This is a genomic window from Burkholderia sp. AU38729, from assembly GCF_020419725.1.
GTDB lineage: Bacteria > Pseudomonadota > Gammaproteobacteria > Burkholderiales > Burkholderiaceae > Burkholderia.
Window position 1 is genome coordinate 158,639 of the sequence record NZ_JAIZQO010000006.1, and the last position, 13,441, is coordinate 172,079.

The following is a 13,441-nucleotide window of genomic DNA, read 5'->3' on the forward strand; positions in this document are numbered from 1 at the left end:
CCGATGCGGTTCCGGGAATCCTCCCGGTGCGCGGTTCCGCCGGGAATGCCAGGCCGTGCTGTCCCGCGCCCGCTATGCCTGAACGGCCACCCGATACCGGGTGGTCTGTCGATAGACGGCGTCCGGATGAAGGATCACGGCGCCGCTCAGGCCGGCCATGTTCACCTGGTTCGGAAAGCCGCCCGCCTCCAGGCACAGCGCCGCGTGTGGCGTGCAACGTGTGCCGCCGCTCACGCGCAGGCCATCGAGATAGTTGCCCGTATAGAGTTGCAGGCCCCGCTGATCGGTCGACACGATCAGCTCGCGGCCGCTTTCCGGATCGTAGACGCGTGCAACGGGCCGGGCCTCGTGCGCGCCGTCGCCCAGGACGAAGCAGTGATCGAAGCCGCGCGCGCGGGCCAGTTGCGCGTTCGGCCAGTCGAGGCGCGCGCCGATCGGCGCGCTGTGCCGGAAATCGAACGCGGTACCCGTCACGTCGGCCGTGCCGGTCGGGATCAGCGCCTCGTCCACTTCAAGGAACGCGTCGGCGTCGATCTGCAGCAGATGGCCGCGCACGTCGCTGCCCGGGCGCCCGTTCAGGTTGAAGTAGCTGTGATTCGTCAGGTTCAGCGGTGTCGGTGCATCGGTCCGCCCCGTATAGTCGATCGTCAGCGTGCCGTCGTCGTCGAGCGTGTAGCGAACCTGCACGGTCACGTTGCCCGGAAAGCCTGCGTCGCCTTCCGGCGAATCGAGTCGAAGCGTCAGCCCGCCGCAGTCGTCGATCACGTCCCAGCGCGCGCGATGAAAGCCGTTCGCGCCGCCGTGCAGCAGGTTGCCGTTCTCGTTGCGGTCGAGCGGGTAGCCGATGCCGTCGAGTTCGAACCGCGCACCGGCGATCCGGTTCGCCCAGCGGCCGACCGTCGCGCCGAGGTAGGCGCCGGATTCGAGGTACTCGGCCGGCGTGTCGTGCGCGAGCACGATATCGGCAAGGCGCCCCGTGCGGTCGGGCGCGAGCCACGACACGACGGTCGCGCCGAGGTCGCTGATGCCGACGCGCATGCCGTGCGCGTTGCGCAGCGTGTAGCGTCGAACGGGCTCGCCGTCGGGCAGCGTGCCCCACGGCTCGGAAGGCACGCGCGCCGCGCCGTGCGTCAGATGGGAGGAATCGGTATCGATGTGCATGAGTGGATGTCGAATGGGCGACGGGCGTCAGTTCGTGGCGGCCGCACGTTCCTGGTATTCGCGCGGCGTGCAGCCCAGCTCGCGCCGGAACACCGCGTACATGTATTGAAGCGACGTGAACCCGCAACGGATCGCGACTTCTGCGCTCGACGCTTGCCGGCCGGCGAGCAGCGCCTGCGCGGCTTCGAGTTTGTGGCGCAGGATTTCCTGGTGGACGGTGCGCTGCAGTTCGCGCCGGAAGTGCTCCTCGAGCAGCGAACGCGACACGCCGACGTAGTCGGCAACCTGTTCGGTCTTGATCCCCTGGCACGCGTACTGGCGAATGAAATGCCGCGCGCGCATCACGTGCGGGCTCGCCAGCGGCTGATGGCGCGTCGATTCGAGCACGTTGATGCCGACCGGCGGCACGAGAATGCGCTGCCCGGGAAAGCGCGCGCCGCGCAGCATCCGGTGCAGCAGGTGCGCGGCGGTACGGCCCATTTCCTCGGTGCCCTGGATCACCGACGACAGCGGAATGCGCGTCAGCGTGCGCGTGAGCGGATCGTTGTCGATGCCGATGATCGCCACCTGTTCCGGCACCGCGATGCCGGCGATCAGGCAGGCCTGCAGCAGGTGCCGCGCACGCGCATCGGTCACGGCGATCACGCCGACGGGTTTCGGCAGCGCATGCAGCCAGTCGATCAGCTGCTCGATCGCGTGATTCCAGCCCGACGCGCTCGTCGACAGCCCGCGGTAGATCGGCGCATCGAGCCCGTCCGCGCGCGCGAGCCGGTCGAAGGCGAGCTCGCGCTGCTGCGCCCACCGGTTCTCCTGCGCGATCGGCAGGCTGTACATCGCGAAGTGCGCGAGCCCTGCGCCGATCAGGTGCGTATAGGCGAGCGACACGAGCTTCGGGTTGTCCGTCGCAATATAGGGGACATCGTCGGGATACTGGGCCGGATCCTCGTACGACGAGCCGACCGCGACGACCGGCAGCGGCGAGCCGGCGAGCGCGCTGGCGACGGCGGGATCGTCGAAATCCGCGATGATGCCGTCGCCGTCGAAGCGCTCGATGCCGGTGAGCCGGCAGCGGAAGTCGTCTTCGAGGAACAGGTCCCACACGACGCGCGTCGTGTGCAGGTACTGGCCGATGCCGCTGATGATCTCGCGGTCGTAGACCTTGTTCGCGTTGAACAGCAGCGCGATGCGATGCGGTGTCTGGGCGGAAGGGACGCGTGTCATCTCGATCTCGGGGCACCTGCGTCGAGGGGCGCGGTGCCGTTGTCTCCGGGGCGCACCCGGGTCGGCGGCGCGCGGTGTCTGGTGTTTGGCGATTGTAGGGCGGAACGCGCGCCGCGCGCAGCGGCTGGCAAGAAACATTAAGCGTGCTGCGCAATTTCGCAATTGCCGCCCGGCAGGGGCGCGGGCACGATCCAGCCTACCGAATTCGGCCGCGTGCGCCACCCCGACGCACGTTGCGCTGCAACAAGACCCAGCACGGAGACGCCATGTCGTATTTCGAACACATTCCCGCGATTCGCTACGAAGGCCCGCAGTCGGACAATCCGCTCGCGTACCACCATTACGACCCCGAGCGGCGCGTGCTGGGCAAGACGCTCGCCGAGCATCTGCGGATCGCGGTGTGCTACTGGCACACGTTCGTGTGGCCAGGGCACGACATCTTCGGGCAGGCCGCATTCCAGCGGCCGTGGCAGCAGCCGGGCGACGCGCTCGAACGGGCGCGGCTGAAGGCCGATGCGGCGTTCGAGTTCTTCACGAAGCTCGGCACGCCGTTCTATACGTTCCATGACACCGACGTCGCCCCGGAAGGCGACAGCCTGCGCGAATACGCGGCGAATTTCGCGCGGATGGTCGACTATCTCGGCGAGCGTCAGCAGGCGAGCGGCGTGCGGCTCCTGTGGGGCACCGCGAACCTGTTCTCGCACCCGCGCTTCGCGGCCGGCGCCGCGACGAACCCGAACCCCGACGTGTTCGCGTGGGCCGCGACCCAGGTGTGCCATGCGCTCGACGCGACGCACCGGCTCGGCGGCGAGAACTACGTGCTGTGGGGCGGGCGGGAAGGGTACGAGACGCTGCTCAATACCGACCTGAAGCGCGAACGCGACCAGTTCGCCCGCTTCCTGTCGATGGTCGTCGAGCACAAGCACCGGATCGGCTTCAAGGGCGCGCTGCTGATCGAGCCGAAGCCGCAGGAGCCGACCAAGCACCAGTACGACTACGACGTCGCGACCGTGCATGGCTTCCTCGTGCAGTACGGATTGCAGAACGAGATCCGCGTGAACATCGAGGCGAATCACGCCACGCTCGCCGGCCACTCGTTCCATCACGAGATCGCGAATGCGTTCGCGCTCGGCGTGTTCGGCAGCGTCGACGCGAACCGCGGCGATCCGCAGAACGGCTGGGACACCGACCAGTTCCCGAACAGCGTCGAGGAGCTGACGCTCGCGTTCTATGAAATCCTGCGTCACGGCGGCTTCACGACCGGTGGGATGAACTTCGACGCGAAGGTGCGCCGCCAGAGCATCGATCCGGAAGATCTGTTCTACGGCCACGTCGGCGCGATCGACGTGCTCGCGCTCGCGCTCGAACGCGCGGCGGTGCTGGTCGAGAACGACCGGCTCGACGCGCTGCGCCGGCAACGCTATGCGCGGTGGGACGACGCGTTCGGCCGCAAGATCCTGTCGGGCGACTATACGCTGGAGTCGCTCGCGGCCGATGCGCTCGCGCGCGGGGTGAACCCGCAGCACGTGAGCGGCGCGCAGGAGCGCTGCGAGAACATCGTGAACCAGGCGATCTACGGGCTGCGCTGACGCCATGTACATCGGACTCGATCTCGGCACGTCGGGCGTGAAGGCGGTGCTGCTCGACCGCGACGGTGCGGTGCGCGCGAGCGCGAGCCGCCTGCTCGCGGTGAGCCGGCCGCAACCGCGCTGGTCCGAGCAGGCGCCGCGCGACTGGTGGGATGCCGCGTGCGGCGTGCTGGCCGCACTCGTTTCGGATGCGCGCGCGGCGGGTATCGAGCCGCGCGACATCGACGCATTGGGGCTGACCGGCCAGATGCATGGCGCGACGCTGCTCGATGCGCGCGGTGAGGTGTTGCGCCCCGCGATCCTGTGGAACGACGGCCGCGCGGACGCCGAGTGCGCGGAACTCGAACAGCTCGCGCCCACGCTGCGCGCGGTGGCCGGCAACATCGCGATGCCGGGTTTCACCGCGCCGAAGCTGCTGTGGGTGCGCCGTCACGAACCCGACGTGTTCGCACGCATCGCCCACGTGCTGCTGCCGAAGGACTACCTGCGTTACCGGCTGACCGGCGCATTCGCGACCGATCCGTCGGATGCCGCCGGCACGCTGTGGCTCGACGTCGCGAAGCGCGACTACGACGACACGCTGCTGGCTGCCTGCGGGCTGTCGCGCGCGCAGATGCCGGCCGTGTTCGAAGGCAATCGCGTCACCGGCACGCTGCTGCCGGCCGTCGCACGCGCGCTCGGGCTGCGCGAGATCCCGGTGGTGGCCGGCGGCGGCGACAACGCGGCCGGCGCGGTGGGTGTCGGCATCGTGCGGCCCGGCGATGCGCTGCTGTCGCTGGGCACGTCGGGCGTTTATTTCGCGGTGTCCGACGGGTTCCGCGCGAATCCCGAATCGGCGGTGCACAGCTTCTGTCACGCGCTGCCGCAGACGTGGCACCTGATGTCCGTGATGCTGAACGCGGCAGGCTGCGTCGACTTCACCGCGCAACTGGCCGGTTACGACGGCGTCGCGGCGCTGCTCGACGATGCCGAGACGCATGCGCGCGAGAGCCGCCCGTGGTTCCTGCCTTACCTGAGCGGCGAGCGTACGCCGCACAACGACGTGAATGCGAAGGGCGTGTTCTATGGGCTCACGCCCGACACACAGCGTGCGGATCTCGCGAACGCGACGCTCGAAGGCGTCGGCTTCGCGCTGCTCGACGGCATCGATGCGATGCATGCGGCCGGGCTCGCGCCCGACAGCATCACGGTGATCGGCGGCGGCTCGCGCAGCGCGTACTGGACGCAGATGCTCGCCGACCTGAGCGGCCGTGCGCTGACCTTGCGCGCGGGCGGCGAGGTGGGGCCGGCATTGGGTGCGGCGCGCCTCGCGTATCTCGCGCTCGAACCGGATGCGCGGCTCGACGACGTGTGCCCGCAGCCGCCCGTCGTCGCGGTGCGCGAGCCGGACATGGCGCGCCACGCGTGGTATCGCGACGTGCGGCGGCCGACGTTTCGCGCGTTGTATCGCGCGCTCGAACCGGTGTTTGCCACGGGCGCTTGACGGGCGGATCGCTGATGCGATGCGCGTCGCACGATGCCGTGCTTTGCAGTGACTCGATGCGGGCGGCGCATTCCGGCGGCCTCCCGCGGTTCGTGAGGTGGTTCCATAACAAGGAGTCTGGAGACATGAAAACCGTGACGCGTCGTACCGTATTGAGTTCGCTTGCCGGCGCCGCTGCGCTGGCGCTGTTCGCGCTGGGCGCACCGCTCGCGCATGCGAGCAAGGACAAGCCCGAAATCGGCTTCTGCATCGACGACCTGCGCGTCGAGCGCTGGTCGCGCGATCGCGACTATTTCGTCGCGGCCGCGACGAAGCTCGGCGCGAAGGTGTCGGTGCAGTCGGCCGACGCGAGCGAGGAGCGGCAGATTTCGCAGATCGAGAACCTGATCTCGCGCGGCGTCGACGTGATCGTGATCGTGCCGTTCAACTCGAAGACGCTCGGCAACGTCGTCGCCGAAGCGAGGAAGGCCGGCATCAAGGTCGTGTCGTACGACCGGCTGATCCTCGACGCGGACGTCGATGCGTACATCTCGTTCGACAACGAGAAGGTCGGCGAGCTGCAGGCGCAGGGCGTCTACGACGCGAAGCCGAAGGGCAATTACTTCCTGCTCGGCGGCGCACCGACCGACAACAACGCGAAGATGCTGCGCGAAGGACAACTGAAGGTGCTGAAGCCCGCGATCGATCGCGGCGACATCAAGGTCGTCGGCCAGCAGTGGGTGCCCGAATGGAGCGCGTCGACCGCGCTGCGCATCACCGAGGATGCGCTGACCGCGAACAACAACAAGATCGATGCGATCGTCGCGTCGAACGACGGCACGGCCGGCGGCGCGATCCAGGCGCTCGCCGCGCAGCATCTGGCCGGCAAGGTGCCGGTATCCGGGCAGGACGCGGATCTCGCGGCGGTCAAGCGCGTGATCGCCGGCACGCAGACGATGACCGTCTACAAGCCGCTCAAGCTGATCGCGAGCGAAGCCGCGAAGCTCGCAGTCGATCTCGCGAAGGGCACGAAGCCCGCGTTCAACGCGCAGTACGACAACGGCAGGAAGAAGGTCGACACCGTGCTGCTGCAGCCGACGCTGTTGACCAAGCGCAACGTCGACGTCGTCGTGAAGGACGGCTTCTATACCCAGGCGCAGCTGGCGAGCCAGTAAGCGTACGACGGACGTGACGCCCGGCCGCCGCGACGGCGGCCGCGCTGACTGCGAGGCAAGAACGAATGACGGAACCCTTGCTGACGATGCGCGGCATCGTCAAGACCTTCGACGGCGTGAAAGCGCTCGACGGCATCGATCTCACCGTGCGGCCCGGCGAATGCGTCGGGCTGTGCGGCGAGAACGGCGCGGGCAAGTCGACGCTGATGAAAGTGCTGTCGGGTGTCTATCCGCACGGCACGTGGGACGGCGACATCCGCTGGGAAGGCGCGCCGCTCGCGGCATCCGGCGTGCGCGACACGGAGCGGGCGGGCATCGTGATCATCCACCAGGAGCTGATGCTCGTGCCCGAACTGTCGGTGGCCGAGAACATCTTCCTCGGCAACGAGATCACGCTGCCGGGCGGGCGCATGCACTTCGCCGCGATGGTCCGGCGCGCCGAGGAACTGCTGCGCGAATTGCGGATCGACTCGATCAACGTCGCGCAGCCGGTGATGAACTACGGCGGCGGCCACCAGCAGTTGATCGAGATCGCGAAGGCGTTGAACAAGGACGCGAAGCTGCTGATCCTCGACGAACCGTCGTCGTCGCTGAGCGCCGCCGAAACGCGCATCCTGCTCGACATCGTGCGCGACCTGAAGCGGCGCGGCGTCGCGTGCGTGTACATCTCGCACAAGCTCGACGAGGTCGCGGCCGTCTGCGATACGGTCACCGTGATTCGCGACGGCCGTCATGTCGCCACCGAGGCGATGCGCGCGCTGACCACCGACCGCATCATCGCGATGATGGTCGGCCGCGAGATCCGCGACCTGTATCCGCGCGAGCCGCACGAGATCGGCGAGGTCGTGCTGGAAGCGCGGAACGTGACCTGTCGCGACGTGACGAACGCGCGCCGCAAGCGGGTCGACGACGTGTCGTTCAGCGTGCGGCGCGGCGAGATCCTCGGCGTCGCCGGGCTCGTGGGCGCGGGCCGCACCGAGCTGATGCAGGCGATCTTCGGCGCGTATCCGGGCGCGTGCACGGCGACCGTGCTGATGAGCGGCCGGGTGCTGTCGATCCGCTCGCCGGCCGACGCGATCCGCGCCGGGATCGCGATGGTGCCCGAGGACCGCAAGCGCCACGGCATCGTGCCGCAGCTCGGCGTGGGCCACAACATCACGCTGGCGGTGCTGCGGCGCTTCGCGGCGCGCGGGCGGATCGACGCAGCCGCCGAACTCGATGCGATCCGCACCGAGATGCAGCGACTGTCGGTGCGCGCCGCGCATCCGTTCCTGCCGATCGCGAGCCTGTCCGGCGGCAACCAGCAGAAGGCGGTGCTCGCCAAGATGCTGCTGGCCGAGCCGCAGGTGCTGATCCTCGACGAGCCGACGCGCGGCGTCGACGTGGGCGCGAAGGTGGAGATCTACCGGCTGATCTTCGCGCTGGCGCAGCGCGGCGTCGCGCTGATCGTCGTGTCGTCGGAGCTGCCCGAGGTGCTCGGGCTGGCCGATCGCGTGCTGGTGATCGGCGAAGGCGAGCTGCGCGGCGATTTCGTCAACGACGGCCTCACGCAGGAACAGATTCTCGGCGCCGCGCTGAAGCCCGCGCGACTGCCCACCGAACCCACCGCAGCGAGTGCGACATGAATTCCGAACTTTCTTCCTCGACCCCGGCGACGCCGGCCGCCGACGCGCAGCGTTCCGCCGGCCGCCCGGCGCGGCTGCCGCTTCGCCAGATCTTCGCGCGCTACAAGCTGCTCGCGCTGCTGCTGGCGGTCGTCGTGATCTGGACGTTCTTCTCGGTGCTGACGGACGGCGCGTTCGTCACGCCGCGCAACGTATCGAACCTGCTGCGGCAGATGTCGATCACTGGCATGCTCGCGTGCGGGATGGTGTTCGTCATCATCGCGGGCGAGATCGACCTGTCGGTCGGCTCGCTGCTCGGGCTGCTCGGCGGCGTCGCGGCGATCCTCGACGTCAACCGCCACTGGCCGGTCGCGGCGACGATCCCGGCCGTGCTCGCGCTCGGCGTGCTGATCGGGCTGTTCAACGGCTGGTGGTCGACCTACCGGCGCGTGCCGTCGTTCATCGTCGGGCTGGGCGGGATGCTCGCGTTCCGCGGGATCCTGCTCGGCGTGACGGGCGGCTCGACGATCGCGCCGGTATCGGACGGCTTCGTGTTCATCGGGCAGGGCTATCTGCCGCGCCTGGCGGGGGACGGCCTCGCGATCCTGCTGTTCGCGCTCGTGTTGCTGCTGGTGGTGCGGCAGCGCGCGACGCGGCGGCGCTACCGGCTCGCGGTCGCGCCGCGGTGGCAGGACGTCGCGAAGGTCGTCGGCGCGGGCGCGGTGCTGTTCGCGTTCGTCGCGACGCTCGACCGTTACGGCGGTATCCCGGTGCCCGTGCTGCTGCTGCTCGTGCTGCTCGGCGTGTTCTCGTGGATCGCGACGCAGACCGTGTTCGGGCGGCGCATCTACGCCGTCGGTTCCAACCTGGAGGCGACGCGGCTGTCGGGCGTCGACACCGACCGCGTGAAGCTCGCGATCTTCGCGCTGATGGGGCTGATGTGTGCGTTTGCCGGCCTGGTGAACACGGCGCGGCTCGCTGCCGGGTCGCCGTCCGCCGGCTCGATGGGCGAACTCGACGCGATCGCCGCGTGCTTCATCGGCGGCACGTCGATGCGCGGCGGGTCGGGCACCGTCTACGGCGCGCTGATCGGCGCGCTCGTGATGGCGAGCCTCGACAACGGCATGTCGATGCTGGACGTCGACGCGTACTGGCAGATGATCGTCAAGGGCGCCGTGCTGGTGCTGGCGGTGTGGATCGACGTGGTGTCGCGGTCGAACCGGCGGTGACGCGCCGGTCGGTCGCGAGTCGACAACGAGGAAGACCATGGAACGAAACACGATGCGCGTGCCGAAGGTGGCCGTGCTGGCGGCCGGGCCGTTCGCGATGCCGGACGACGGTTCCGTGCTGGGCCTGGCTGACCCGCGCGACCGGCAGGTGATCGCGGATGCATTGCGCGCGCTGCTGCGCGAGCGTGCCGAAGCGCTCGCGTTCGCGACGCGCATGGCCGACCAGTGCGGCAGGCCGCGGCCCGATGCGGCCGATTTCGCGCTGACCGACATCATTCGGCTCGTTCGTATCGTCGAGCGGATCGAGCGGGACGGTTTGGCGAAGCGCGCTGCCGTGCCCGTGGACGCACGCTGACGGGAGAGGCGGCCGACGCGGCCAACGCGCCAGCCGAAAACCGATTGCGCCGCGCACGCCGCGCGGTCGACGTTCAACGCGGCGAATCGAATCGCACGCCGATTGGGGGCGAGGATTCCCCGCGTCGCGGGCTGACGCGGCCGTTGCCAGATAACGCGTCATTGACCCGCCCGCTCCCGACGCGCACCCTGCGCGGTCGCCGCCGCCTCCCGCCGCTGTGATCGTCTGCGTTCGGGATGGCATGACTTGCGGCGGCCGGAGCGGGTGCAGCAAGGTGCGAACGGAAACGACGCGCATGGGGGCTCGACGGGAAACGTCGGGCTGGACGCTGGACGGAAGGCCGTCCGGCGCCCGAGGCTTTCGCCCGGCTTTCCGGGGCGAGCCGGTGCCGCCGGCCCGGCAGGACCCCCGTGCGCTGCATGGCGAGCGTGGCGGCTTCGCACGACAGGCGATACGCTATGCTGTCGTCCTCAGTCGCCAGCCCGATCCGATGAAGCGTCCGTCGTTTTCCACCCAACTCGTCATGCTCTGGGCACTCGTCGCGGCGCTGTGCGCGACGCTGGTCGCGGTCGTCTGGATCACCGCGAGTTCCGCCGAGAGTCAGCAGGTCGCGAGCGCGAAGGCTGCCGGCGCGTCGGCCTGCGAAGCGGTCGCGTCGCGTTACAGCGCGTCTTCCGCGTCGCCGGGCGCCGGGCCCGCCCCGGAGCTGATGCATGCGATCCTCGACATCGTGCTTTCCCGCGCCCCCGACATGGAAGGCGGGTTCTGGATGCCCGGCGCCGCGCCTGCGGCGAGCGGCTTTCTCGCGTATTCCTTTCCCACCTACCAGGGCAGCGGCGTCAAACACGACGTACCGGAAGCGGAAACGCCGCTGATCCTCCGCACGCTGCGCGCCGCGGCGGCGACGCATGCCGCGACCGCGAACGTCGTCGAAGGTGCGCAGGATGCCGTGATCGCGGCGGCCTGCCCGGTACGCGGCGGATCGGGCCTGTACGTGTGGATGCTGACGCGTGCGCGCCCGCCGCTGGGCCGGCACGGCGAGTTGCTGGCCACGGGCCTCGCGGCCGTCCTCGCCGTGATTCTGGCGATCGCGGCGGCGCTGGCCGTGGCGCTGCGCCGATGGAAGCGCAATCTCGCGCGGATCGAGAGCGGGCTGGGCCCCGACGGTCGCGCGCATCATCTGCCGTACGTCGGCGAGCCCGATCTCGACCGCGTCATCGATGCGTTCAACGAGCGGGCGCGGCGCGCGAACCTGCTGCAACAGCAGGCCGACGAACTGCGCACGCGCCTCGCGCAGGCCGAACGCTTCGGCATGCTGGGCAAGCTCGCCGCGCAGGTCGCGCACGAGATTCGCAATCCGATGGGCGCGATGCGGCTGAAGGCGGAAAACGCGCTGGCCGGCGATGGCAGGCGGCAGCAGGACGCGCTGCGCGTGATCCTCGCGCAGATCGAGCGCATCGATGGGCAATTGTCGAGCCTGCTCGCGCTGACGCAGCCGGTGCGCCCGCATGCGACACGGGTCGACGTCGACGCTTGGCTCGCGCAGGTCGTCGACGCGCACCGCGAGCTGGCGCAGCGGCAAGCGATCGACCTGACGCTGTCGCTCGCGGGGCAGGGCGAACGGCTGGCATGGCCGTCGGATCGTCCTGCTTTCGATCCCGACCAGATGCGGCGGGCGCTCGACAACCTGCTGCTCAACGCGCTGCACCACGCGGGCGACGGCGGCGCGGTCACGCTCGCCGCCGAGCGGCGCATGTTCGCCGGGCGCGACTGGCTGTGCCTCACCGTGTCGGACAGCGGCCCCGGCGTGCCGGCCGCGCAGCGCGAGCGGATTTTCGAGCCGTTCGTGACGGGCCGCGCGGACGGCACGGGCCTCGGTCTTGCCGTCGTCCGCGAAGTGGCGGCGGCGCACGGCGGGCACGCGCGCCTCGACGGGGGCGCCGCATTCGTGATTGAAATTCCATGGCAAACATCCTCATAGTCGACGACGACGCGGCCTTTCGCGACAGCCTCGCCGAAACGCTCGCCGATCTCGGTCATCGGGCGGTCGAGGCCGCCTCCGGCCGCGCCGCGCTCAGCGCGCTGCGCGATGGCGGGGGCGTCGAATGCATCTTTCTGGATTTCCGCCTGCCGGATCTGGACGGGCTGGCCGTGCTCGCGCAACTGCGCGACGATCCCGCGCTGGCCGCGATTCCGGTCGTCATGCTGACGGCCCATGCGACCAGCGACAACACGATCGAAGCGATGCGGCTCGGCGCGTTCGATCACCTGACGAAGCCGATCGGGCGTCGCGACATCGCGCAACTGCTCGAACGCATCGTGTCGGCGAATCAGCCGCCCGCGCGCGCGCCGGGCGACAGCGATTTCGCGGGCGAGCCGTCGGCGGACCGACCGCGGCTGCTGGGCGTGAGCGCCGCGATGCGCGACGTGCAGAAGCAGGTCGGCCGCGCCGCGATGAGCGACGCGACCGTGCTCCTGACCGGCGAGACGGGCACGGGCAAGGAGGTGGCCGCCCGCGTGCTGCATGCGGCATCGGCCCGGCATGCGGGGCCGTTCGTCGCCGTCAACTGCGCGGCCATTCCGGCCGACCTGCTCGAAAGCGAATTGTTCGGGCATCGTCGCGGTGCGTTCACGGGCGCGCATGCCGATCGTGCGGGGCGGCTCGTGGAGGCCGATGGCGGCACGCTCTTTCTCGACGAGATCGGCGACATGCCCGCCGCGATGCAGGCGAAGCTGCTGCGCGCGCTGCAGGAGCGCCAGGTGACGCCGCTCGGCGCGGATCGCGCCACGGCGATCGACATTCGCGTCGTGGCCGCGACGCACCGCGACCTCGCCGCGGCCGTCGCGGACGGCACGTTCCGCGAAGACCTCTTCTATCGGCTGAACGTCATTCCGCTGCACCTGCCGCCGCTCGCGGAGCGTGTGGCCGACATCCTTCCGCTCGCCGCGCATTTCCTCGGCAGCGCGGCAGGCATGCGCGCGCTGCATCTGACGAACGACGCCCAGCGCGCGCTGCTCGATCACCGCTGGCCGGGCAACGTGCGGGAACTGCGCAACGTGATGGAGCGGGCGGCCGCGCTCGCGCCGGGGCCGGCCATTGGCGCGGCCGATCTCGGTCTGGCCGCCGGGCCGGCGCGCGAGCCGCACGCCGATGCGGTGCCGGCGCACCTGCTCGACATGCCGCTGCCCGATGCACTGGCGACGGTCGAGCGCGCGGCGATCCTGCGCGCGCTCGAGCGCGCGAACGGCAACCGCGCGGAAGCCGCGAGGCAGCTCGGGATCGGCCGCCAGTCGCTCTATGCGCGCATGGCGAATCTCGGGATCGAGCGCGGCGACTAGGCTAGTCTCGCCGTTTCGACTGTCGGGAATGCCGACATCCGGCGACGCGACGTGTCGGGAAATCCGACAGGTTTCGCGCGCGTCGTCGTTCGGCGCACGGCCACGCGGGGCGTCGCGGGTTGGCACGGGTATTGCGGATATCGATGCATCGCAACCCGTCGCCGGAGCCCGTCATGAAGTCGTACCTGCCTGTCGTTCGATCGCGGCCGCGGCGCCGTGCCGCCGTGCGCCGCTCGTCTCGCATGCTCTGCGCGGCCGCGCTCGTTGCCGTCGCAACGGTCAGCGTGGCGCAGGTGCCGCCCGCAC

General features: G+C 69.8%; 10 protein-coding genes. 8 read left to right on the plus strand and 2 right to left on the minus strand.

The features are described 5' to 3' along the window. Nucleotides 1-72: 72 nt before the first annotated feature. Together LGM56_RS17625 and LGM56_RS17630 are read right to left on the minus strand one after the other, a co-directional pair. Complete coding sequence (locus LGM56_RS17625) at nt 73-1,161, minus strand: aldose epimerase family protein (protein ID WP_226206044.1); 1,089 nt, start codon at nt 1,159-1,161, stop codon at nt 73-75. Between the two features lie 27 nt (nt 1,162-1,188). Next, the gene (locus LGM56_RS17630; RefSeq protein WP_226206046.1) at nt 1,189-2,382 is read right to left on the minus strand and encodes a XylR family transcriptional regulator; all 1,194 of its coding nucleotides are present in this window, start codon (nt 2,380-2,382) and stop codon (nt 1,189-1,191) included. Between the two features lie 266 nt (nt 2,383-2,648). Here LGM56_RS17630 and xylA point away from each other — a divergent pair, with 266 nt between their 5' ends. The 8 genes from xylA (at nt 2,649) to LGM56_RS17670 (ending at nt 13,135) form a co-directional block, all read left to right on the plus strand. Then, on the plus strand, nt 2,649-3,971 hold the full coding sequence (xylA, locus tag LGM56_RS17635) for a xylose isomerase (protein ID WP_226206048.1): 1,323 nt from the start codon (nt 2,649-2,651) through the stop codon (nt 3,969-3,971). Nucleotides 3,972-3,975: 4 nt separating this feature from the next. Continuing rightward, entirely contained in the window at nt 3,976-5,454 is a 1,479-nt protein-coding gene (xylB, locus tag LGM56_RS17640) for a xylulokinase (RefSeq protein WP_226206050.1), read from the plus strand. A 125-nt stretch (nt 5,455-5,579) separates the two neighbouring features. Then, nucleotides 5,580-6,608, plus strand: coding sequence for a D-xylose ABC transporter substrate-binding protein (xylF, locus tag LGM56_RS17645; protein WP_089498362.1), 1,029 nt, complete (start codon nt 5,580-5,582; stop codon nt 6,606-6,608). 65 nt (nt 6,609-6,673) lie between these two features. Next, complete coding sequence (xylG, locus tag LGM56_RS17650; protein WP_226206051.1) at nt 6,674-8,233, plus strand: D-xylose ABC transporter ATP-binding protein; 1,560 nt, start codon at nt 6,674-6,676, stop codon at nt 8,231-8,233. Then, nucleotides 8,230-9,441: a sugar ABC transporter permease gene (locus tag LGM56_RS17655; protein WP_226206053.1), complete on the plus strand. Its 1,212-nt coding sequence runs from the start codon at nt 8,230-8,232 to the stop codon at nt 9,439-9,441. The genes xylG and LGM56_RS17655 overlap by 4 nt, the downstream gene beginning before the upstream one ends. Before the next feature lie 37 nt (nt 9,442-9,478). Further along, on the plus strand, nt 9,479-9,796 hold the full coding sequence (locus LGM56_RS17660; protein WP_226206055.1) for a hypothetical protein: 318 nt from the start codon (nt 9,479-9,481) through the stop codon (nt 9,794-9,796). 490 nt (nt 9,797-10,286) lie between these two features. Beyond that, entirely contained in the window at nt 10,287-11,777 is a 1,491-nt protein-coding gene (locus LGM56_RS17665) for a sensor histidine kinase (protein ID WP_226206057.1), read from the plus strand. Then, nucleotides 11,759-13,135 (plus strand): sigma-54-dependent transcriptional regulator, encoded by a 1,377-nt coding sequence (locus LGM56_RS17670; protein WP_226206059.1) that lies wholly within the window; start codon nt 11,759-11,761, stop codon nt 13,133-13,135. The genes LGM56_RS17665 and LGM56_RS17670 overlap by 19 nt, the downstream gene beginning before the upstream one ends. The last annotated feature ends 306 nt before the right edge of the window (nt 13,136-13,441 follow it).